16 protein-coding genes and 1 pseudogene are annotated in these 22,996 nt (G+C 53.7%); 12 read left to right on the top strand and 5 right to left on the bottom strand.

Going from position 1 to position 22,996, the window contains the following annotated elements:
• Window positions 1-115 precede the first annotated feature (115 nt).
• The gene (locus HYG82_RS42295) at window positions 116-1,102 is read right to left on the bottom strand and encodes an MBL fold metallo-hydrolase (protein ID WP_235218136.1); all 987 of its coding nucleotides are present in this window, start codon (window positions 1,100-1,102) and stop codon (window positions 116-118) included.
• A 311-nt stretch (window positions 1,103-1,413) separates the two neighbouring features.
• Here HYG82_RS42295 and HYG82_RS42290 point away from each other — a divergent pair, with 311 nt between their 5' ends.
• From HYG82_RS42290 to HYG82_RS42270, 5 genes and pseudogenes are all read left to right on the top strand, one after another.
• The gene (locus HYG82_RS42290; RefSeq protein WP_235218135.1) at window positions 1,414-2,601 is read left to right on the top strand and encodes an acyl-CoA dehydrogenase family protein; all 1,188 of its coding nucleotides are present in this window, start codon (window positions 1,414-1,416) and stop codon (window positions 2,599-2,601) included.
• Window positions 2,602-2,770: 169 nt separating this feature from the next.
• A pseudogene (locus HYG82_RS42285) lies at window positions 2,771-3,946 on the top strand (3-hydroxyacyl-CoA dehydrogenase); the annotation flags it as partial.
• Window positions 3,947-4,320: 374 nt separating this feature from the next.
• Window positions 4,321-5,319 carry an LLM class flavin-dependent oxidoreductase gene (locus tag HYG82_RS42280; protein ID WP_235218134.1) on the top strand — a complete coding sequence of 333 codons (999 nt, stop codon included), beginning with the start codon at window positions 4,321-4,323 and terminating at the stop codon, window positions 5,317-5,319.
• A gap of 102 nt (window positions 5,320-5,421) precedes the next feature.
• Window positions 5,422-6,213, top strand: a complete 792-nt coding sequence (locus HYG82_RS42275; RefSeq protein ID WP_235218133.1) for an enoyl-CoA hydratase/isomerase family protein — start codon at window positions 5,422-5,424, stop codon at window positions 6,211-6,213.
• 143 nt (window positions 6,214-6,356) lie between these two features.
• On the top strand, window positions 6,357-8,090 hold the full coding sequence (locus tag HYG82_RS42270; RefSeq protein WP_235218233.1) for a class I adenylate-forming enzyme family protein: 1,734 nt from the start codon (window positions 6,357-6,359) through the stop codon (window positions 8,088-8,090).
• A 34-nt stretch (window positions 8,091-8,124) separates the two neighbouring features.
• On the opposite strand, the gene HYG82_RS42265 is transcribed toward HYG82_RS42270, so the two are convergent.
• Complete coding sequence (locus tag HYG82_RS42265) at window positions 8,125-8,877, bottom strand: enoyl-CoA hydratase/isomerase family protein (RefSeq protein WP_235218132.1); 753 nt, start codon at window positions 8,875-8,877, stop codon at window positions 8,125-8,127.
• Window positions 8,878-10,472: 1,595 nt separating this feature from the next.
• Between HYG82_RS42265 and HYG82_RS42260 the strand changes: the two genes are divergently transcribed.
• Both HYG82_RS42260 and HYG82_RS42255 read left to right on the top strand, forming a co-directional pair.
• A complete protein-coding gene (locus HYG82_RS42260) occupies window positions 10,473-11,609 on the top strand; it encodes an acyl-CoA dehydrogenase family protein (RefSeq protein ID WP_235218131.1) in 1,137 nt (378 codons plus the stop codon).
• A gap of 420 nt (window positions 11,610-12,029) precedes the next feature.
• Complete coding sequence (locus HYG82_RS42255) at window positions 12,030-13,298, top strand: ABC transporter substrate-binding protein (RefSeq protein ID WP_284145051.1); 1,269 nt, start codon at window positions 12,030-12,032, stop codon at window positions 13,296-13,298.
• A gap of 160 nt (window positions 13,299-13,458) precedes the next feature.
• On the opposite strand, the gene HYG82_RS42250 is transcribed toward HYG82_RS42255, so the two are convergent.
• The 3 genes from HYG82_RS42250 to HYG82_RS42240 all read right to left on the bottom strand — a co-directional run bounded on the left by HYG82_RS42250 (window position 13,459) and on the right by HYG82_RS42240 (window position 16,387).
• On the bottom strand, window positions 13,459-13,947 hold the full coding sequence (locus tag HYG82_RS42250; RefSeq protein ID WP_284145050.1) for a flavin reductase family protein: 489 nt from the start codon (window positions 13,945-13,947) through the stop codon (window positions 13,459-13,461).
• Window positions 13,948-14,263: 316 nt separating this feature from the next.
• Window positions 14,264-14,995, bottom strand: a complete 732-nt coding sequence (locus HYG82_RS42245; RefSeq protein WP_425495437.1) for a DUF120 domain-containing protein — start codon at window positions 14,993-14,995, stop codon at window positions 14,264-14,266.
• Between the two features lie 135 nt (window positions 14,996-15,130).
• Window positions 15,131-16,387, bottom strand: coding sequence for an MFS transporter (locus HYG82_RS42240; protein WP_235218128.1), 1,257 nt, complete (start codon window positions 16,385-16,387; stop codon window positions 15,131-15,133).
• Window positions 16,388-17,146: 759 nt separating this feature from the next.
• Here HYG82_RS42240 and HYG82_RS42235 point away from each other — a divergent pair.
• From HYG82_RS42235 to HYG82_RS42215, 5 genes are all read left to right on the top strand, one after another.
• Window positions 17,147-18,346 carry an ABC transporter substrate-binding protein gene (locus HYG82_RS42235; RefSeq protein ID WP_235218127.1) on the top strand — a complete coding sequence of 400 codons (1,200 nt, stop codon included), beginning with the start codon at window positions 17,147-17,149 and terminating at the stop codon, window positions 18,344-18,346.
• Between the two features lie 1,222 nt (window positions 18,347-19,568).
• The gene (locus HYG82_RS42230; RefSeq protein WP_235218126.1) at window positions 19,569-20,438 is read left to right on the top strand and encodes a branched-chain amino acid ABC transporter permease; all 870 of its coding nucleotides are present in this window, start codon (window positions 19,569-19,571) and stop codon (window positions 20,436-20,438) included.
• Window positions 20,435-21,511, top strand: a complete 1,077-nt coding sequence (locus tag HYG82_RS42225; RefSeq protein ID WP_235218125.1) for a branched-chain amino acid ABC transporter permease — start codon at window positions 20,435-20,437, stop codon at window positions 21,509-21,511. The genes HYG82_RS42230 and HYG82_RS42225 overlap by 4 nt, the downstream gene beginning before the upstream one ends.
• Window positions 21,504-22,256: an ABC transporter ATP-binding protein gene (locus tag HYG82_RS42220; RefSeq protein WP_235218124.1), complete on the top strand. Its 753-nt coding sequence runs from the start codon at window positions 21,504-21,506 to the stop codon at window positions 22,254-22,256. The genes HYG82_RS42225 and HYG82_RS42220 overlap by 8 nt, the downstream gene beginning before the upstream one ends.
• Window positions 22,253-22,969 (top strand): ABC transporter ATP-binding protein, encoded by a 717-nt coding sequence (locus tag HYG82_RS42215; protein WP_235218123.1) that lies wholly within the window; start codon window positions 22,253-22,255, stop codon window positions 22,967-22,969. Before HYG82_RS42220 ends, HYG82_RS42215 begins: the two co-directional genes overlap by 4 nt.
• Window positions 22,970-22,996: the final 27 nt, after the last annotated feature.

Raw genomic sequence — 22,996 nt, 5'->3', positions numbered from 1 at the left:
CGCAGCCTCGATCTCGTTCTCGCAGCGGAGCCGAGGGTAACGAGATCGAGCTACCGATGCAGGTGCTGTCCCCGACGTAACGCACCTGTGGTGCTGCCCGCCGACGGTCGTTCTCTCACACATGCTCGTACGACCGACAACCGTCTTCGTCGATCGTCGACCTGAGTTCCCCTGATTCTTCGAGGTACGACAGGGCGCCGATGGCTTCGATGAGTAGCGCGTACACCGCCCCGGAGCGTTCGTTCGCCACAGCGTACGCCGTATCGGCCCCTTGAGCGACGAGCGTCGCGGTGGTTTCGAGCATTTCATCGAGGCTGTCGCGGTCGCGTTCGATGATCGCCTGGTACTCGGTGTGGATTGGTCCGTGTCCTGGAAGCACCAGATCGACATCGATCTTCTCGAGTCGATCCAGGGCTGTATAAAAGGCGCCGATAGCATCCTCGACACCTTCGACGAGATCGCCGTGTGCTGAGACCGATCGGAACGGTTTGTTCGCCATATCTCCGGAAAAAATGACTCGCTCACTGCCGAGCGTAGCCACGTACACGCAGTGATCCGCTTGGTGACCAGGGGTATGGACGACTTCGAAACTGAGACTGCCGATATCGACGCAGTCGCCGTGGTCGAGCCACTGATCGACCTGCTGGGCGGGAAGTTTCTCCGGGAAGACTCGCTGGCGCTCGGTGGCCTGATCCACGATAGATTCGAAGGCATCGGTGCCGACACCAGCACGGATCGCGTTCGTCCGTATGGCGGCTTCAACACGCTCGTAGTCACGTTCGAATTTCTCCCGGATGCTTGCCGGCGCATACATCGTCGGATCACCGGCGTCCAAGATTGCGCGGACCATCCCGGTATGATCAATGTGCTGGTGCGTGACGATCAGGTGGTCGATTGCGGCAAACTCGTAATCATAGGCGGATAGCGCATCATCGAATTCCTCGACGGTTCCGTCACTCACCATCCCGGCGTCGACCAGGACCAGATCCCCGAAATCCAGTAGATATGCTGCGACGTGACCCGGTCGCCAGCCGACATCGAACTCGATTCGAAAGACATCGCCGGTAGCACCAGGGATGCTTATTCGCTGCATCTCCACCATTTACGGAAGAGTAGCAGCATACTGCTTATAAACCTTCTGAGCCTATTCACGGCGGCACGCGGACAATACACGCAGATTATCGTCTCCGGAATTTGTGTGGAGAGCCAACCTGGCACGAAAATCGGGGGTCCGTTGACGACGCCAGAATTGTGTGAGATCAGTGACAATCTCTCCATATCCGATCGTGAGCGGTCAGAAGAGCCGATCTACAGGAACGTGCAACTCTGGATCTTAGTCTGAAAACGACCTATCCGTGGACAAAACTTTTATTTCCCTTTCCCTCTTGAACCTACGTGTAAGTTGGTAACACAATGAGTACTGGTAATAAATTTGTCAACAACCCATCTAAGCTTCTCGAAGAAGATCGGTTCCAGGAACTAGATGAATTGGCCCAGAACGAATTCCGCTCGCGGTCGAAAGAGTACAACGATAACCACGAGATCCCGGTCAAAAACCTCGATGAGTTAGGAGAGCGCGGCTGGTTGAAAGCGGCGGTGAGCGAAGAGAACGGCGGCTGGGGAAGCAACACTGACCTGGGTGACCCTGCCGAGTATCTGCAAGCAATCCGAACAGTCGCACGCGGTTGCAGTTCGACTGCACACTGTCTTCAACTCCACTATCACATCGCGTGGTTCATCGATGCTATCGGAGACGATGACCTGATAGAACGCTATCTCGAACCCATGCTGGACGGGACTTACTACGGTACATTCGTTGCCGTGGAACCCAATATGACCAACCAGTACGAACTCGACACGACCGCAACGCCGGTCGACGGTGGGTACGAAATGTCGGGAACGAAACTCTACGCGACGAACGGATCTATTGCCGACTTCCACCTCGTATTCGCGAGTATGGAGGGGATGGAAGGACGTGACTCGGTAACGGTCTTCGTCGTCGAGGATGATTGGGACGGAGTGGAGGTAGACACTAGCTGGTGGCAGCCATTCGGCATGCGAGCCGCAGTCAGCCCCCGTATCGAACTCAACGACGTGTTCATCCCAGAAGAAAACATGCTGGGTGAACCCGGTCAATATGCTTCCGAACACTGGCAGGCGAAATACCACACGGCCTTCTGTGCAAATTACCTAGGTTCGATGGAAGGCGTCTTCGACTTTTTCCTCGAATACATGCACGATCGAGGCAAAGCTGACTACGAGTCAGTTCAGCTTCGGACTGGTGAAGTTCACTTCGAGATGAAAGCTGCCGAGGCATTCTTCCATGACGCCATCCGAAAGTGGCAGGATCCGTCCATCTCCCAAGATGATGCCGAAGCAGTGGCGATGAAGGCCAAGTGGTTCAACGCCAAAACGGCGATGGACGTCGGCCTCCAGATCGCCGAAACCGCAGGATCGACCGCACAATTCGAGCAATTCCCCATCGGCCGATATCTCCGGGACATGCACACCCACACGCAGCACTCGGGACACGATATGACCGCAACGCAAATCGGCCGGTCTCAGTTCGGTCGGGACTTCGACACTACCCGCGAGGTGTAACGGACACTCGTCCAGTTGCGAGTCGCACCCATTCCATTTTCCGCCCCAGTCCGGTATCTCCGGCAGGAAAGCGCGTGCTGGGGTATAATCATGGCCGATCCAGATGCGATCGCTCCGCTCGGTGGGGAAACAGTAGTTTTTAGACCCAGCATTCCGATTGATCGATAATATGGTCGACAGAATCAGCGACGTCGTCGTCCTCGGTGCTGGGAGCATGGGACACGGAATCGCCGAGGTAACTGCCATCGCAGGCTACGACGTGACGATACGGGACATCGACGAAGACATCCTCCAGGAAGGGCGCGAGGAAATCGAACAGAGCCTCGAGAAACTCGAATCTAGCGGCCATCTTGACGAATCCCCCGCAGAGATACTCGCGCGACTCGATACGACCATCGACCTCGAAGCAGCCGTTGCCGACGCTGACCTGGTTATCGAAGCCGTGCCCGAGAACTTATCGCTCAAACTGGACACGTTCGCCGACGTTGAAGACGCGACCGCCGAAGAGACGATCATCGCCTCGAACACGTCTTCGTTCGCGATAACGGATATTGCAGAGGCATTAGCGAAGCCAGAACGAGCAGTCGGTCTCCATTTTTTCAATCCACCAGTGATAATGGACCTCGTAGAGGTCGTCTACGGAGACGAAACGAGCGACGATGTCGCTGAAACAGCGTACGAATTCATCGAATCAATCGACAAAACGCCGATATACGTTCGCAAAGACGTCCCCGGCTTCGTCGTCAACAACGTGTTAAGACCGTTCCTGGACGAAGCAGCCTGGATGGTTTCTGAGGGAGAGGCGACTATACGCGAAGTGGATGCTGCCATGGTGCACGAACGAGGCTATCCCATGGGTCCGTTCGAACTCGCCGACAACGTCGGTATAGATGTCGCGTACCACGTTCGTGATGAGAATAACCTCCCTATAGCTCCCGCTCTCGAGGAAACCTATCAGGCCGGGAACTACGGCGTCAAAACTGGTCAAGGGTACTACGATCACGAAGACGGTGTCGGCGCAGACTACGAGGAAGGACAGGGAGTGGACGTAAACACGCTCAGAATTGAGGCGACGATGATCAACAAAGCGGGCAAACTGGTCGAGGATGACGTCGCGTCACCGTCAGAGATCGACACAGGCATGCAACTCGGAACTGGATTCCCGGAAGGGATCTGTGAACGGGCCGATCAGATCGGGCTGGATGTTGTCGTCGAGAAACTCGAATCCCTCCATGAAGAGACTGGCGCAGACCGGTATGAGCCGGCAGATCTGCTCGTTGATCTCGTCGCAGACGGGAAGACTGGTACTGATGCTGGAGAGGGATTTTACGAGTATAACGCGGACGGAACCAGGCAGTAGTACTGCCCCTTTCGCAGGCACCGTTTTCGTCAGTATTCGAATAACTGAATCGATAACGTCGGTCGAAAGGCAAACCGACGTCGTGTGTTCGGTCGATACTGCCGGACATCAGTCTGAACTGTCTACCGGCGGTCGTCCCACCTCTCTACCGCTGGCGATACGACTACCGGCCGGGCATGTACGAGGGAGAAACAGGAATAGACGACAGAATGGTTTGTTTCAGGCGTCAAAAGTCCAGCTGACAGCACTCCTTTCGCCCGTATCGGTTCTCCAATACTGAGATTTCGCCCGTATCGGTTCGTCCAATACTGATATTAGGATGGACATGTATCATATACGTGCAACATCATTGATCAATTATGGAATTCGGAAGCGTCTACATGCCGTTCGACATCGATGAAACGATCGAGTACGCCCAATACCTCGAAGATAGCGAGTATTCCACGCTGTGGATGGCAGACTCACACGAGGTGTCTGCTGAACTCTATGTCGCCCTGACTGCCTGCATGTGCTCGACCGATGATCTCCAATTCGCACCAGGAATGACGAATCTCGTTACTCGTCATCCGTCCGTTACCGCGAGCGCCGTCAAGTCGCTCGACGAGTACGGCCCTGGTCGGGTCGACGTTGGCGTGGCGGCCGGCGACAGCGCAGTCTTCGCTGTGGGTGAGACACCCACAAGTGTGGGGGAACTTCACGAGGGCATATCGACGATTCAAACACTGCTCGACGGCGGAGACGTGACCTTCAATGGCCAACACTTCCAGTTTGAGCAGTCCCACGAGGACGTCGACGTCTACGTTGCAGCCGAAGGGCCGGTTACGCTGCGTATGGCGGGTGAAGTGGCAGATGGTATCATCTTCGGCGGCGGAACCCATCCGGAAATCATCGAGGATCTGTTTCTAGATAACGTCGCTGAAGGCGCATCGAACGCCGGTCGATCCCTGGACGATATCGATCTGGTGGTCGCTGCTCCGACGTACGTCGCCGAATCGAAAGACGTCGCGTTCGAGGAACTGAGACAGAGCATTGAGCCGCTAGCGGCGCATAACTTCCAGCATTCTGCTGACGAGGCGCCCGAAGAGTTCCGTGAGGAACTCCGGTCTATAGCAGAGAATCACGATGTCAGTGAACACGGGAAGGCTGACGCCGAGGCCCACGAACAGATCTCGGACGAGGTACTCTCGTATCTGGGGGACAGGTTCGCAGTTGCAGGAACGCCGGCACAGTGTCACGAGCGGATCGAAACGCTCGAAGCACTCGGCATCAGTCAACTTGTTTGCTGGTTCCCGACCGATGAACCGCTCAAACACACACAAACGTATCATTTGGAGGTTATCGAACCGTCCACTTGGTGATGATACGGACCTGACCAGATACAGGATTCAGCACCGAGTTACTGCGGTTATTGGCCATTTCGGACCACAAGTTCTATATGTACGACAGTGATTTGGCTAACTATGTCAGCAATCGAAACTGATTTTGATGACGAAGTCCTGACTGTAACGCTCAATCAACCGGACCGTCGAAACCCGCTCAGCGAATCGATCGTCGAGGAGTTCAACGACGTCCTCGACGAAATTCAAACCGATCGCGACGACGTTCGATGTTTGGTCGTCGAAGGTTCTGGCGGGATGTTCTCTTCAGGGGGAGATCTCGACGCCATGAAGGAAGGCATCGAAGATCCGAATCCGATCGATCACGTAGACGAGCACAAGCAAGGCATCCACCGGCTTATTGGCCGCCTGTACGAGGTTCCGATCCCCACGGTAGCCTGTGTCGAAGGTGCCGCGGTGGGTGCCGGTCTCTCCCTTGCACTCGCTTGTGACATCATCATCGCGACAAAATCGGCGAAGCTAGGTGTGCCGTTTAACAACGTCGGGTTGGTCGTTGACATGGGAGGATCGCACACGCTGACCGAAGCAGTCGGCCCGCACAAGGCCAAGGAACTCCTCTTTACATCTGATCTGATCACAGCCGACGAGGGCGAGCAACTGGGACTCGTCAACCACGCGTATCCTGAAGACGAGTTCGAAAGGGAGTGCAGTGAGATTATCGATCAGCTGGCAAATGGTCCTACCGCAGCCTACAGCCTCACCAAACAACTGATCAATGCCAGTGGCGAGGGTGACATTTGGGCGGCACTCAAGCGCGAAACCAATGCTCAGGCTATCGCCGCTACGACCGAGGACCATCGCGAAGGCGTCGAAGCGATCCTGGAGAAGCGAAATCCGGATTTCGCCGGACAGTAGGTTTGCAGCGTCCGTGTTTGTCGAAGCCGTACTGCCGTCAATCTCCCGCACCGGTTGATCTGATCGACAGCTGGCACAGTTCATCTCCGGGGACCGTTCAGTGAGTGGCTCCCAGTCAGACGCTACCCAGACTGGCAGTGACCATGAAAAGTTTTATTCTCTTGAACTGCTCCTTATGTCTCATGGCTTCTGAGTTAGATGTGCAATTCGAATTTGACGATAAACCGGCACGTGAACTGACGCTCGGCGAAGCACTCGGAAATCGAGCGGACCAGATCGGCCAGCATCCCTTCCTGATTTACGGTCCTGACGAGCGTGAAATGACCTACGCCGAAGTCGACGATGCGGCCAACCGAATCGGTAACGCGCTTCTCGAACTGGGGGTCAACCTCGGTGATAAGGTCGCGACAGTAATGGAGGATTCCCTCGCAACAGCACTTACGCTGTTCGGTTGCATGAAGAGCGGAAGCATCTACGCGCCAGTCAACTACGAGTACAAGGGTGACGCTCTGTCCTACCAGATCAACGATACTGATCCCGACGTGTTGATCGTCGAGGATCAATTCATCGGCCGTATCAACGCAATTCTCGACGACTTGCACTCAGTCCCGACAATCATAGTTTACGAGACTGATGCAGATTCGGTACCACTCTCGACAGACCAACCTCATCGCGGATTCGACGAACTGCTCGAAGGAGACGCCGCCGAACCTGATGTGAACGTCAGATGGAACGATCCTGCCTGGATCATCTATACGTCCGGAACGACCGGATATCCGAAAGGAGTTATCCTCTCTCACCGCTGGGTGGCCTTTCACGACGTAATGTGGTCGAAAATGATCAACACTGACGACGTCGCACACAATTGGATGCCGTTGCATCATATCGGTGGCGCGTCGAATGATCTCTGCACCACCCTGTTCGCAGGTGCGTCGATAGTCATGTGGAACCGATTCAGTACGTCATCATTCTGGGATCGAGTCGATCGTTTCGGCGCCACGCGAGTCACGCTCGTATCCACGTTGATGCCCTGGTTGATGAACGAACCCAGACGGGATGACGACAGTCACACAACTCTCACCAAAGCGCATTTCCAACCGCTGTTGTCGAATTACGAGGAAATTGCAGTTCGATTCGGATTCGACATTGTGAGCACTGGTTTCGGTCAGACCGAGTCCGGTCTTCCAGTAGCGGGGGTCATTCGTGTGCCCGACGCAGCCGATCGAACGCCTGACCGGTTCCGTACGGGCCGCCCGATCGATGACGCCCTCGACAATATGCGTGAACTGGGTATTCCAGTCACCACAGAGACACCGGGCGAAGGATACCTCGGCAAGCCACGTTCCGTGTACGATGTCACAGTTCTCGACGATACCGACGAAACGCTTCCGCCGGGTGAGAGCGGCGAACTTGCAGTTCGATCCACAATTCCAGGAATCACCTTCGATCGGTACCTAGGAAAACCCGAAAAAACGATCGAAGACACGAGCAATCTGTGGTTCCACACCGGCGATGTCGTTTCCCGCGATGAATCGGGCAACTACTACTATATCGATCGGAAAGAGGATTTCATACGAGTTCGAGGCGAAAACATCTCCTCCCAGCAAATTGAGGACCTCCTCAACGAACACGATGCGATCGAAACGAGCGCGGTCTTTCCCGTCCCAGCGGAAGAGGGTGGCGAGGACGAAGTCGGTGCCGCCGTTGAACTCACCGAAGACGGACTCCTCACCGAAGACGAACTGCGCGCGTTCCTGCAGGACCGATCAGCGGACTTCATGGTGCCGAAGTACGTCTGGTTCGTCGACGATATACCGACGACACAGACGAGCAAGGTTCAAAAAACCAAACTTCGCGACACGCTCCTCGATAGCTGATCCTGGTGCAACTGTTCCAGTAGGTAGGCTTGTACTATGCGTCGAATTCCGGATCGCGATCTTCGACGACTGCCGCTATCGCTTCGACAGTGTGCTCGTGTGTCATGTGCTGTTCGCCGAATTCGACTTCACGGTGATAATCTTCGATCGGCCAGTCCGGCTGTTCCTCGATAGCAAGTGCCTTGCCTTTGCGAACTGCAGACGGGCTTTTCGATGCGATCGTATTTGCCATTTCGACTGCCTCACCCTCGGCATCGGGTGCTACTTTCGCTACCATACCGAGCTGGTGTGCCCGCTCTCCCGAGATTGATTCGCCGGTGAACGTCATCCACCGAACAACCCCGTCAGGGAGCACCCTCCGCAGCGGCCCCAGGCCACCGATTATCCCGACATCTATTTCCGGCAGGGAGAACGTCGCATCGGGCGACGCAACTCGGATATCACAGAGACTCGAAATGATGGCTCCGATCCCTGCCGCCGGGCCGTCGACTGCGGCGATCGTCGGTACTGGGAACTCGTAAATCGTCTGTACGAATGATCGGTAAGGGTCCCACTCTGGTGGCGATGAGCCGTCTGTTTCGTGGAATTCGTTGATGTCGTGGCCGGCCATGAAAATGTTCCCACCGGTCCGAATGACGAGCGCGAGTTCGTCTTCGTTCGGGAGTTCATTGAGAAACTGATCCAACCGTTCGACATCCTCTAATCGAATGGCGTTGACCGGCGGACGATCGATTGTGAGGATTCCAACGCGAGATTCGACTTCGTAGTCAATTGCCAAATTCGACATACTATCGGACACGACCTCAGCGTATATTGGTATTTCGGAAGGCGAACCCGGTAACAGCGGTCAGCAGTTCACTGCCGACTGATCGTTTCCGGTCGGACCATTCCGCTGTCATAGATCCGGTTGGAGGGGCCGATCATCTCATTATCGGAAATTATATCATGATGTATAATCATAAATAATTATAAAATTCATATATGAGGGTGTTTGTCAATGCCAAACGGAGTGATGGCAGTAGATGCAGAATCAGTATGGGTAGTAGTAACAATGGCTGGAAGTGACGTTCAGGCGTCGAAAATGCGAAAATTTTGTATGAATTGAAAGAACTTCAGTTAATCTGATTATTAATACCGGAATTTGTTACAATCATATGATTGTAACAAAGCCCTCTTCGATCGCATTCCTCGGAATCAGATGTTTGATGATGACATACGCCATATGAGCTGAAAGAGCCGATATATTTTCAACAACAGTGACTACCTTCTGGTGAACTGGCGGTAGTGAACGATAAACTCAGTGATGGGCGAAGGATGCTGGATCGAGTGTACATGGCAGAAACAGCGGCTGGCAGTGACGTTCAGGCTGTTGAATATGCGAAAATGTCACAATATTTCAGGAGAAAGTTTGCTGTGCTGAAGATTGTTGACGGTTGTAGTTACAACCATATGGTTGTAAGAAATTGTACTCCAACTGTATTCGTCACGATATAATGTTTGACAATGACATACAGAGAATGCGCTGAAAAGACGTTCTACATTCAACACCAGGACGATCACCGGATGGGCTGCGATAGTGAATGTCAAACTCAGTGGTGGTCCGGAAGAAGTACACCTAGACTGGCGTCTGACACCTGAACTGATTACAATCATAGAGTTGTAACAAACCACCCTGCAAGCTGTATTCCTCACGATATGGTGTTTGACAATGCCATACAGAGAATGTGCTGAAAGTGCCGATCCATGGACGACCACTGGGACTATGTCCTACTAGATCTCCGGCAGTGAACGTCAAACTCAGCGGTGGATATTGGATGTGGAATCGGTGTGCCTAGCAGTAACAGTGGCTGGAAGTGATGTTTGGACTGACGAATGCGCGATAATTACGTAAAGCTTCGGAAGAATTTCTGCAGGGCTGAGTATTGCTGATGGAATTTCTCACACCCATATGATTGTAATAAATTCGATTACAGTCATTTTCGTCAGGATGATGTGTTTGACAATGACATACGAAGAATGTGCTGAAAGGGCCGATACACCTTCAACTATCAAGATTAGCTCCTGATGGAATAGCGTTAATGAACGATAATGAAGGATTTGATAACTGCAAACATTAATCGCTATTCGATACCCGTTGAAGAACACAGCTCCTGTACCGAACGCAATAGATTATGGCAGCAGGTACGAGGCGCAGGAAGATGGCCATAGATTAGATAATTTGACAGGAAAAAAAGCAGAGACCGTTCGTACTGGCGTCCCAAGAGAGTGCGAGTGCATTCAGCTGGTCCGTTACAGCCGGACGAAATGCATTGTGACCAGCCATCGGAGTATACCCGCCAAAGAAACTATTATGTGTGCGTCGCATTATAGTTCTAACCAGAGATGCTCGATCTATCAGATGAGCAACAAATGCTCCTCACATCCGTTGAACAGCTCGCTGAAGACAAATTCGAGAAGGACGCTTTCAATTGGGAAGGAGAAACGCCGTGGAAAAACGTCAAACTACTCGCCGATCGAGGCTACTTCGGGATCAATTACGACGAGGAACTCGGCGGCGGTGGGCTAACGGAGTTCGAGGCAATTCTCGTCGTGGAGGCGATCGGTCGCGTCTGTCCAGACACGGCGAATTTCTTTCACAGCCAGCATCTCGTCGGGCCCCGGGGCATCGAAATGTTCGGGACGCAGGAAGCGAAAGAAAAGTATCTCCCGCCGGTTATCAACGGCGAAGACTCCATTGCTGTGGCCATCTCCGAACCAGAAGCCGGCTCTGACGTAAAATCAATGAAGACCACCGTTGAAGAGAAAGACGGCGAATTAATTCTTAACGGTGAGAAGACCTGGGTAAGTAACGTGTACAACTCCAGCGCCGCCGTCGTCTGGGTAAAATTCCCTGAAGGGCTTGGCTCCGTTGTCATCGAACTTGACCAGCCAGGTGTTGAGATCGGTGAGCACTTCACCAACATGGCAGGTGCCACCCAGACGCAGTTCTTCATGAACGACGTCGTCGTTCCTGAGGAAAACGTGCTCACCCGGGAACGCGACGCGTTCAAACGCCAACTACAGGCGCTGAATTGGGAACGACTGGGTGCCACCGCAAAGGCGAACGCCTGGGCAGTCAACGCGTTCGAGAAAGCGCTTGAATACTCGAAAAATCGCGAACAGTTCGACAAACCGATCGCGGACTTCCAGGGGAACGAATGGAAGCTTGCTGACATGGCGAAAAATATCGAAGCATCTCGAATGCTCACGTACTCTGCAGCACAAAACGCCGTGGAAGAGGGACGGATTCCCGACAGACTGGAGACGTCCATTGCCAAACTGTTCTCCACGGAAATGATCATGCATGTTACCGACGAAGCGCTCCAGCTCCACGGGGCGAACGGATACATGCAAGATCACCCGCTGGAATACCTCTATCGCCTCGCCCGCGGCCGCCGGTTGGGCGCCGGCAGTGACGAGATCCAGCGCAACACCATCGCCTCGGTCATCAAGAGTAACGGCCTGCCGTCTCACTGGTGAAGGACGGAAGAGGACATCATACTGAATAGTCGACATCCTACCACTCGAGCACGAGGGTAGAATTCTCGAGGCAGCGCCTACCGCATCGTGATCGGTCAACAGCATGTCGTCATGCTACACTCGAAGGAATGGTATTCGAATCGACAGTGGACTGTACTAACTGTTTATCGCCGACGTTTCCCGGATGAATCCGCTCTCGTACACTGGTATCTCGACCCGAATCAATCGCTGGGATGGCAGGGTTTCGTACGAACTGGATACTCGTTTCGCTCCGTTGGTTTCGAATGCCGGTGATGACAGTGTCTGAAAACAGTCAAATGAATTGCTATAATTCATTATCACTTATACATTTTCGCAGTACTGGAGGCCCGTTTTTCAGCCCATAGATATAAGTAAAGCCACTGCCATGCAAACTATTATATGGATTATGTTGACAGGCGTTCATTCGTCAAAGCAGGCGCAACCGCTGGGACTATCGGCCTTGCTGGCTGCTTGGGTGGAGGCGGCAGTAATAGTGAGGACTTCAAAATAGGGCTTTGTACGCCACTTTCGGGCCCCTTTGCCTCTCTCGGGAAACGGGAAGTGCGGGCAATCGAAATGGCAGTCGAAGAGATAAATTCAGACGACGACAGTCTGAATATCGACTTCAAAGCCAGTGACGACGAGGGTACCCCCGACACGTCCGTTAAGCGCGCACGCGAATTCGTCGAGCAGGATAACGTGGATCTCCTGCTCCAGGGCGCGAGCAGTTCCGTCTTGCTGGCCCTCTCCGAATTCGCCGCAACGGTCGATACACCGCTGATTGGAGTCTCGGCGACGATGCGTCCGATCCGCGATCAGTGTCGCAAGCAAGTGTTCCGGCCGAGTTTAAACATTCAGGACGAAGCACACGCCTGTGCCAAGGCCGTCATCGAACGGTACGGCGACGACATCGACACCATCGCCGGCGTGAACCCGGATTATACGTTCGGCCACGAAGTGTGGGAGATGTCGAAACAGTACTACCAAGACGAAATCGGTGCCGAGGTCGTCTCCGAAACATTCCCGCAGTTCGGCAAGGGGAACTACCAAAACGAGATTCAATCGACGATGAACGCTGATCCCGATCTCGTCGTGAGCGGACTGTGGGCAGGTGACCTGATTACGTTCATGAGGCAGGGGAAGGAAGTGGGCTTTTTCGAGTCGCTCGAAGTCGAAGGGGATGATCCGCTGTTTACCGCTCCTACCGGTGCGAACATGGACGTCGCACAGGCGCTCGGAGACGGTCTCCCCAAGTACATCGGCGTGGAATACTACTACCAGGAATATCCGCAAACCGACCTGAACAAGGAGTTCGCCAGGAACTACTACGAGAAGTACGATAATATCCCCGTCGGTGGTGCTGCACTCGTATACGGCTGGATATACGCAGCGAAGAAGGCGGTGGAGCAAGCAGGCGGCAAGAGCACGGACGACATCATCAGCGGTCTCGAAGGGCTCTCCTACGAGTGGCCAGGCGGTGAGATGAACATCCGGCCCGAAGATCACGAAGGGGTCGAGGACGAGATACTCGTCGGCCGGTTCGGAGACGTGGGCGAACCCTGGCCCGAGGGCACTCCTGAACTCGATCATTACGGATACAAGGACATCTGGACGGTTCCCGGCGAGGAGGTCGCACCCGAGATCACGTGTGACCTGACGTCCGAGTAACGACATCGGATCGGCTGTCCGAACTAGGGGACGTAACTGGTTTTCACCCGGATTGATTGGGGACGGGAACGTGGAGAGTTATTGGGTGCGGTCTTGAACCCGCCGAAAATAGAGCGTCGATTATCCGTATTCGCTGTCAAACCGCTTCGAGCGACGGTGCCTACGCCAGCGATCCCCACTCGCCCCGGAAAAACGTCAGCGCCTCTGCATCCTCCGACAACACGTCCGCACCCTGAACTTCGCCGATGTAGAGTGTGTGATCACCTTGCTCGACTGCGTCGTACACCTCGCAGTCGATATAGGCGAGACTTTCCTCGAATATGACTGCACCGGTCGGGCCTGTCGTCGTCGCCTCCGATTCGAATGGTGATTCTTCGTCATCGGCCATCCCGGCGAAGTACTCGCCGAGGAACTGCTGATCGGCACTGAGTATATTGACGCAGAACCCATCGACTTCGCCGCTTTCGAGGAGTTCGTACGTTTTCGTCTCGTGATCGACGCTGACGAGAACGAGCGGTGGATCGAGCGAGACACTGGTGAAGGCGTTCGCAGTCAAACCGTGTGGTGGATCACGTGCAAGTGTGACCACGTTAACGCCTGTTGAAAAATTCCCGACAACTCGTCTGAGTCGATCGCCATTTACTGACATATATTCGAATCCGTACCTAGGTATTTATGTTTTACTGTCTGAATAGGAGTCTCGATCACCAGTGCGTTCAGTTCCGATCGGGTCGATCGATGGTGACTGGCGGTGTTTGTCCAGTTTTCGTATACGAGTCTCATCGAAAGCGTCGGAATCGTCTCGGTTATGCTCTGTGCAGTCGGTCGGGATTGGATCGACGACATCGGGACCGCCTCACTTTGGTGAGTGATGAAACGAAATCAGGGAAAATCGAGGGGGCTGACCGGTCTGGCTTTCGTACGTCTAGACGGTGCTTCGAGAACCAAATTCGGTACAACTCGCCTCATTCCTGTACGGAGACCGTGAGTTCGTCGCCGTTTTCCAGATCCATCTCGTCTCTGAGTTTGATGGGTGCGATAACTTCCAGTTGCTGCTCGTCGTGGAGCGTCCGTTCGGGGACGATGACGTGAGCCGAATCGTACGTTCTTCCACCGGCTGATTCCAACTCGGCCTCGTAACATTCTACCGCCCCGTACGTACGGTCTTCGTCTTCCCAGCAATCGATCCGGATTGAACGGAGGTAATTCAGCCCTGGTTTAATCAAAATGCTTTCGGAGTCGAGTTCGATGTTGAGGGTGCCAGGAAACGGTGTGTAGCCGAGACGGTTTTGGAACTGCTCAACGTACCCGGGAAGGGAAATGTAGTGGTGCCCTTCCTGCATTCCGGTAGTGACGTGCCCCTTCAGCTGGATGCTATCGGAAGGATTGAAAATGCGGCGGTACGCATTGTAATTGAGTTTCAGGACGTGCTCTCCCTCCGGTTCGAGGGAGACCCGCTGGCCGTCGTTATCCATCTGGCGGGTTATCAGTCCCTCTCGTTCCAAATTCTGTAACCGACGCGAGACAGTCTGAGTGGATACGTCGAGTTCGTCGGACACCTGAGCGGTCTGAAGCAAAATTTCGTCGTCCAGTGCCCCATCAAGTGCTAATTGTTTGAGCATCGCCAGGTCCTGCTGGGCTAACTCTGCGTACGGCATCGTCTGTTTGCCGGAATCGTTTTGAATCTCGTGAGTCATGAGACGGATATCTAAACCGGAATCTGGTTCAGGTTGTTCGTACCAGCGACTGGACAATAAATGTTACCAACGAAAATCTATACATTCGCTAACAGAAATCCGGAGAGGGTCGCTCGAAATCGGTCGTAGTGAAACTCAGTCAAGGATATATTCTCGTGTCGCTCCTGCTCGAGTTTTAATCAGCAAGAGGACGACCAAAGCGCTTGCAAGACATGCGATTGTCCCGAGAAGCCTGAAAGCCAGGGCGAACCGACCAGACTGCGCCAGCCAGCCGATGATCACTGGACTCACCGTACTGCATCCGAAGGCGAGCGTTCTGACAAACCCGAAGATGCTCCCCTGGAATTCGTCTTGTAACCCATCAACCAGGTGTGCCTGTGCGAGCGGTCCGAACCCCAAAATAGCACTAGCGAGGATGATAATCGGTACGATAGCCATCGTGTCATCGATGAGCGGAAGAAGCAGGTAGGCGGGCACACTGACGGCTGCAAAACTGATTAGCATAACGAGTCGACCAAATCGTTCCGATAAAACGCCGCTCGATACCTGGGCCAGCATGCCGGTCGTGAAAAACAATCCAAAAAGGAGAGTCGACGTGTCCTGTTGAATCCCTTTGACCTCGACGAGGTAAGTCGGGAGAAAGCCAGTCGCTCCTTGGTAGACGAATAGCATGCAGAAGAAACTAGTCGTGATCAGCAAAATATCCCAGTTAAAGAGTGTTTTTTTGATGGCCAGTATCTGATCGATGACCGAATGATCGGCGTTTTCCACGACTGATGACGATGATTTCGGGACGACCATCCAGAGTCCGACAGCCGTCACTATGAACAGCGGTATCAAGTAGGCGAACCCGACCCGCCAACCGAGGTAGAACGCGACAAATCCCGAAATCACTGGTAACGTTGCTGTTCCCACCGACCCTGTTGCTTGGGAAATGCTGATGGCGACGTCGCTGCGCTCAGGAAACGTGTTTGAGAGGACTGTGATTCCAGTGGTGCCGTAGAAGCCGAGGCCGATGCCGACCAAACAGGTCGCCAGAGCCATCATGAGAAACGAAGGGGCGAAGGCAATTCCACTGAGGCCGAGGATCGTAATGGAGTTACTGATAACTAACACGTTTCGCTCACCGATCCGATCAGCGACGATTCCTCCCGGGAACTGCAACAGCGCATAGCCAACCCAGAGTAAACTGAGTAGTACCCCGGCAGTATCGTAACCGATCTCGAACTCGGCCACCACCTGTGGAATGAACACGGGAAACACGAGACGGATACCGAGGGACAGGAACCACCCTGCCGCCACCACCAGCAGGGTTTGTCTGCGTCTGTCGTCACGAATATCTGTCGGGAGAGACCGAACCTTATGTAGTATTGGTGTTAATTCCATATCCATTATCTAAAGGAGATTATATACGTTGTCTCCAATGTTCCTTATATTTACCGCTCGTATTAATTGCACTGATACGATAACCTGCCATTCGCTTGCTACTCACATAACAGTTTTTTTGTACAATCCGCATACTTGGATCTGTTGTCGTCTGCCTGCGCTACGCGCTCGGCGAAGACAGCTAGCGCTGATCACCGACTCGAGAGCAATGCGTCGTCCAGTAGCTGATCCCGTTTCGGATAGATTCTACATCGATGAGCCGGATCGTATTCGGACACAAACGTGAGTTACAGACCATTTCAAAGCGATTCTTCCGAGCGATTTCGATCGAATGTGGAGGGAGTGACACAGGTCTCACTCGGCATTTGCATCGATAACTGACCTTCCGTTTACCCATATTGAGTTGGCTCTCATTCACAAATACCAGTGGCAGCGTTCTGTTAAGATTGTGTACATTATCTGAACACCACCGTGGTATCGCCCGCGGTAGTCGTCTAGCAGAACTATAGGAGCAGAACTATAGAATCGTACTGATCTGGACTCTAATCACAAACATCGGTAAGCGAGCTCCGTATATTTTCGAAGGGACGTTCACAGTCACGTGCCGTCCAGATTAGAATCTGTGCGCGTATCGTGTCCGAACAGAACCAATAAACGAAAATAATAAATAGTTTGAGTTGATTGTCGACTACTGCTATGGAACCAGGCAATATCGACCGGCGAAGTTTACTAAAATCCACTGGTGTGCTCAGTGCTGGCACGGCAATGGGCCTCTCTGGCTGTCTCGGGAATAGTGGCAGCGACGATGAAACCTTGAAAATCGGCGTCATCGGCGTCCATTCGGGCGTCTTCTCGTCGATGGGGCCACCGCTGAAGCGGGGGGCTAATCTCGCAGCGAAACAGATTAACGAGGAAGACGAGGGGTACAACGTCGAGGTCATTCACGAGGATTCCGAGGGGAATCCCGACACAGCCGTCACCCGGGCACGCAAGCTAATCGAAGAGGACAACGTCGACGCGATCACCGGAATGGAGACGAGCAACAGCGCAATCGCAGTGTCGGAATTCTGTGCATCCAGGAACACCCTGCTGGTTTGTAACACACAGTCGATGAACCTCCAGATGGGCGACTGCCAGCGGACGACCTTCCGCGCGCAAGCCAACCTCACCGATAACGCCCGGTCGACGGCTGACATTTTAATCAACGAGTACGGGGATGAGATAGACACGATCGCTGGCATCAACCCGGATTACACGTTCGGACACGAATCGTGGGAAGAGTTCACGTCGTACATGGACGAAAATCACGACGTCGAGGTGGCTTACGAGACGTTCACCCAGCTAGGTAAAGGGAACTATCAGAACGAGATTCAGGCAATCATGGATGCCGAACCTGACGTCCTCTACTCCGCCCTGTTCTCGGGCGACCTGGTCACGTTCCTCCAGCAAGGCAACAACGTCGATCTGTTCGAGATGGAATCGCTCCAATCGGACGACGGACCGAATTTCTGTGCCGTCGGAACCGGGTCATTCCCTGACGTCCCGGCAGCCCTGGGCGCAGACATGCCGGAGTGCCTGTTGACCGCGACGTACTACCCCACATTCCCTGACACGGAAGTGAACAACAACTTCGTGTCGAGCTTTCAGGAGGAATACGACCGCACGCCGGTCGGGATTTCGAGCGAGGGGTACCAGTTCGTGGACATCGTCAAAGAAGGCGCCGACAAAGCGGGTAGCAAGAATACCGACGATATCGTCGATGCTCTCGAGGGATTCGAGTACGAGGCCCCCGAGGGCAAGATCCGCCTGCGCGAGGAAGATCACCAGGGCATCCAGGAGTACACGATTCAGGGGCGAATGGGGCCGGTCGACGAGTTCGACTTCTACGGTCTTGCTGAGATGATGCCTGTTGAGGGCGAATCTGTCGCCGTTCCGCCGTCCTCAGAGTGTTCCTTAGTGGACTGATATTCGTTACCATTCAGCTCATAGCACCGTTCGTCGCCGAAATACGGATGTGAGGACTCGTTTTCCGCGTCGGACTGATCATGGTGCTGGTGAGCGATTCTATTGCGTATTACTGCTCGGATTTCACCATCGGATTGGATATCTCGAAACCGCCAACGTGAGATTGTCAGCGAGTTCCACAGCAGTGGTGGCTGCCTGTACCCCTGCAAACCCCGGGACGAACGTCAACGGTGCTGACTCCCGGGGCAGGGGGTCATCCTGTGTCGCGCTCCAGGCGACGTGATCTCATAAATTTTCGGTGCGTCGATGCGCGCAACATCGCCGTCGATTATGCTCTATTTCCCTAGAAATCGGTGACGAACCCCTTCTCTCTGACTGCTCGCTATCTCGCATGGCACAGTCGAGCGCATACTCGTCGGTACCAATCACTCCGCTGGATTTTCTGATCGGAATTCGTTACAGCCACCGGAAATCATCTCATATCCCTCAGCCGGATCGCTGAATATGCAGCCGTCAAGGATACGGCATTTGCTCGACTTCACTGTCGTCATTTCACAGTCGCTTACGATGATTGCTCTGCTGTCAGCTCGTTACCGGAGTAATGTCCTGTCAGAGGGAAAATCTACGTTCAACGTTGCCTCTCTGCAAGAGGAGACAGCAGTTAGCCACCCCTCGCCGGCCAATGATACGATGAATGGGTTTGAGGCGGTGCTCACGTTAAGGGGCAGCATCCGTCTGCGAACCCGAAACGTCCGCCGTCGAACACGGTGGTCGGAAATCCTCGATTCCATCCACTCGGGTGCCACGGCCTGTACCCCGCGGAGGGTGTCAATTACAATCGGTACACTCTTCGACGGTAAATTCTCACCTTCTCATGGGAACTTCTGCCGATGGGAACGCCAACTGTGAACCACCCACCCTCCGGTGGCAACAATGTACTGACCGGGAAATGTTGCTTACATTCTTTACTATTGGCGTCAATGAATATGATATCGTTAATCATCAAGCTCTCCTGTTAATTTCCATGATGTATTCTAAGCAATTATTCAAAACTGTTATATATTATCCTTTAGAAGAACACGGCTATGCTTACCCGCATAAACCCGTGGGAATGCTTGTTACATGTGCGATCAACAGATGACCGGCACGCAGAGGCGTCATCTGCGCGCAAAACAATAAGTCACCGAAATAGAAAAACATGGTAAATCTTAGCACAGTTATATTGGCAGTCCTTAACGGATTGTCAGACGGATTGTTGTTGTTCCTGATAGCCGGAGGGCTCACGATCATCTTTGGCGTGCTAAACGTCATCAACTTCGCCCATGGGTCGTTCTTCATGGTCGGTGCGTACGTCACATTCTTCTTGGCCGGCGAGAACGCCATCCTCCCGGCCATTCCAGGGCAATTCTGGATCGCCGTGTTGCTGTCGGGCATCATCGTCGGCCTCCTCGGAGGCCTCATCGAACGGTTTCTCATCCGTCCGATATACGACATAGACCACATCTATCAGTTGCTGTTAACGTTCGGGGTGTTACTGTTGATCGATAACGGCGCCCGCATTTATTGGGGGACACAATTCAAATCAGTCAATACTCCGCCGGGGCTCGACTCTCACATGTCGATCCTCGGAGGGGCTATCCCTCGGTACAACCTCTTTTTGATAGTTGCCGGGTCCGTCTTGGGCATCATTATGTGGTACATATTCCGGCGGACGAAGTTCGGAAAAACCACCATCGCTGCGGCGGAAAACCAGGATATCGCTGATGCCGTCGGAATCAACGTTCCCCTGGTTTATACGGCCGTCTTCATCGCCGGTAGCGCGCTCGCAGGAATCGGTGGAGCACTCGCCGCACCGTACGTGTCTATCCATCCAACGATGGGAGAGAATTTCGTTATCGAAGCCTTTATCGTCGTCATCATCGGCGGTGTCGGATCGATGTCCGGTGCGTTCATCGGGGCATTGCTGCTCGGCGTGGGTGGAGCTCTCGCATTCATCTTCGCACCGGCGCTCCAACAATTCATCCCGTTCATCCTCCTTGTGGTCGTGTTACTTGCTCGGCCAGAAGGTATAATCGGGGAGGCTAAAGCATGAGCATGCCTTCACTCGATACTCGTGACCGGAGCATCTCTCTGAGGCAGATCTGGTACGTCCTGCTCATTGCCTTCATGTTAGTACTGCCCCTGACCGGATTGCTCGGGCCGTACTATGTCGGTCTGGTGGTCGACGTACTGGTACTGGCCCTCTTCGCGACTAGTTTCAACATCCTCTGGGGATACACAGGTCTCTTATCGTTCGGTCACACGGCCTACTACGGCCTGAGTGCCTACACTATCGCTATCATCTTCAACGACATGTTCAGTGGCATCCCCGGGTTCTTCCACTCGTTCATAGTGGCTGTGATACTCGGCACGCTCGTTGCAACAGTCGGCGCCGCCATTTTCGGTGCACTCTGTGTTCAACGCGACGAGTTCTACTTTGCGATGCTCACGCTGGCGTTCAATATGATGCTCTATCTGTTCGCCCGAACGTACACTGACATCAGCGGCGGCGTCAACGGACTATCCGTTGCGGTGACGGAGATTAATCTTGGCCTCTTTTCGTTCAGCCCACTTCAAGGGTGGAACTATTACTACTTCTCATTAGTAGTCATCACCCTTGCGATGATAGCTATATGGAGGATCGTTAACTCCCCGTACGGGGACCTGTTGAAAGCAATTCGGGAAAGCCCCGAACGTGCCGAATACATCGGCGTCCGTGTGAAGTACTTCCAATGGAGTTCGTTCGTCATATCCGGATTCTTCGCCGGTCTCGCCGGAGCGCTGGGAGTCGTTCGGACGTTCCTCGTCTCTCCCGATATGATGCACTGGTCTGTGAGCGCAGACCCGGTGTTTGCAACGCTTATCGGTGGATCATCCGTGTTTGCCGGACCAACTCTTGGTGCCCTGGTCCTCATCGGATTGGAAATATTCTTGACACAGATGACGGAACACTGGCATATCGCGCTAGGTCTTATCCTCATCCCGTTAGTTCTATTCGCTCCGAAAGGCATCTTGGGGACCCTGGTTGACCAGGACCAGAGCTGGTCTATCAACGAAATCCAGAACAAGATTACGAGCAAGCAGAATCGCGATCCGAAATCAGAACCAGAGGTGAAAGATGACTGAACTACTCGAATTACAGGATGTAGGCAAGAAATTCGGCGATTTCATAGCCGTGGATAAGGTTACGATCGATGTGAACGATGGAGAAATAACGGCCCTAATCGGGCCCAACGGAGCAGGAAAGACGACGCTCTATAACATGATTACGGGGAGACTCACCCCGACGAGCGGGTCCATCCTGTTCCGTGACGAGGATCTGACATCCATGCCACCAGCCCTCCGGACACGCAAGGGGCTCGGTCGTTCGTTCCAGATCACGAATATCTTCACGGAGCTCACGGTGAGAGAGAACCTCCAGGCGCCGGTTATTGCTCGCACATCAGATCGGTTCAAATTCTATCAAAGTACCGAATCAAATCCCGAACTGAAAGAGGAAACGGACCGGTTACTGGACCTAGTCAATCTTCACGATGTTGCCGACAAGGAATGTGATACGCTCGCGTACGGCGAGCGTCGGCGCGTCGAACTCGGTATCGCACTGGGAACCGACCCGCAGTTGTTGCTGCTAGACGAGCCGACCGCCGGCATGAACCCGAAAGGGACTCAAGAAATGGTGGATCTCATTGACCAAATCGACGATGAGACAGACACGACGTTCATGATCACGGAACATGACATGAACGTCGTCTTCACCATTGCAGACCGAATTCTGGTACTGAACAACGGAAGCATTATCGCGGACGGCACCCCCAAAGCGATCCAGGAAGATTCCACGGTACAGACCGCGTACCTCGGAGGTGAAGTATGACCAATCTTGACATCGATAACATAAACACCTACTACGGCGAAAGCCACGTGTTACAGGACCTCTCGCTGTCCGTCAACGAAGGCGAGATCGTTGCCATCCTCGGACGGAACGGGGCCGGGAAGACGACGACACTCAAAAGCGTGATGGGGCTCACACCGCCCCGGACCGGTGAAATCCACTTCAATGGCAAGGAAATAACTGGCCTGCAACCGCACGAAATGGCACAGATGGGTATCGGGTTCGTTCCCGAGGATCGTGACGTGTTCCAGGACCTGAGCGTCGAGAGCAATATCACTATCATCAGCGATCCGGATACCGATTGGCCGCTGGAACGAATCTACGATTACTTCCCCAGATTATCAGAGCGGAAAGACAACAGAGCCGACAAACTCAGTGGCGGTGAACAGCAGATGCTTGCCATCGCTCGAGCCCTCGCTACTGATCCGGACCTCCTGTTGATGGACGAACCGAGTGAAGGACTCGCACCCGTGATCGTCGACGACCTGCGTGAGATGGTCAGGACACTGGTCGGAGAAAGCGGCATCACGACGTTGTTTACCGAGCAGAACATCGAGTTCGCCTTCGACATCGCCGAACGGTGCTATATTATCAACGAGGGCCATGTCGCTTGGGAGGGGACCATGGAGGAACTCGAGGCCAACGAAGAAGTCATCCAGAAGTACATCACACTCGAAGAGATCGCGACGGAGTAACGGCCGCGTCCCGAACCAACGTTGGTG

Source organism: Natrinema halophilum (assembly GCF_013402815.2).
Lineage (GTDB): Archaea > Halobacteriota > Halobacteria > Halobacteriales > Natrialbaceae > Natrinema > Natrinema halophilum.
This window is presented reverse-complemented; position numbering and strand designations above follow the sequence as displayed.

Coding starts and splice junctions, on each gene's coding strand:
- HYG82_RS42225 (WP_235218125.1), top strand. CDS start 20,435: ATGAGCATGCCTTCACTCGATACTCGTGACCGGAGCATCTCTCTGAGG.
- HYG82_RS42265 (WP_235218132.1), bottom strand. CDS start 8,877: ATGTCGAATTTGGCAATTGACTACGAAGTCGAATCTCGCGTTGGAATC.
- HYG82_RS42220 (WP_235218124.1), top strand. CDS start 21,504: ATGACTGAACTACTCGAATTACAGGATGTAGGCAAGAAATTCGGCGAT.
- HYG82_RS42280 (WP_235218134.1), top strand. CDS start 4,321: ATGGAATTCGGAAGCGTCTACATGCCGTTCGACATCGATGAAACGATC.
- HYG82_RS42215 (WP_235218123.1), top strand. CDS start 22,253: ATGACCAATCTTGACATCGATAACATAAACACCTACTACGGCGAAAGC.
- HYG82_RS42260 (WP_235218131.1), top strand. CDS start 10,473: ATGCTCGATCTATCAGATGAGCAACAAATGCTCCTCACATCCGTTGAA.
- HYG82_RS42275 (WP_235218133.1), top strand. CDS start 5,422: ATGTCAGCAATCGAAACTGATTTTGATGACGAAGTCCTGACTGTAACG.
- HYG82_RS42270 (WP_235218233.1), top strand. CDS start 6,357: ATGAAAAGTTTTATTCTCTTGAACTGCTCCTTATGTCTCATGGCTTCT.
- HYG82_RS42235 (WP_235218127.1), top strand. CDS start 17,147: ATGGGCCTCTCTGGCTGTCTCGGGAATAGTGGCAGCGACGATGAAACC.
- HYG82_RS42255 (WP_284145051.1), top strand. CDS start 12,030: ATGGATTATGTTGACAGGCGTTCATTCGTCAAAGCAGGCGCAACCGCT.
- HYG82_RS42250 (WP_284145050.1), bottom strand. CDS start 13,947: ATGTCAGTAAATGGCGATCGACTCAGACGAGTTGTCGGGAATTTTTCA.
- HYG82_RS42290 (WP_235218135.1), top strand. CDS start 1,414: ATGAGTACTGGTAATAAATTTGTCAACAACCCATCTAAGCTTCTCGAA.
- HYG82_RS42240 (WP_235218128.1), bottom strand. CDS start 16,387: ATGGATATGGAATTAACACCAATACTACATAAGGTTCGGTCTCTCCCG.
- HYG82_RS42295 (WP_235218136.1), bottom strand. CDS start 1,102: ATGGTGGAGATGCAGCGAATAAGCATCCCTGGTGCTACCGGCGATGTC.
- HYG82_RS42245 (WP_425495437.1), bottom strand. CDS start 14,995: ATGACTCACGAGATTCAAAACGATTCCGGCAAACAGACGATGCCGTAC.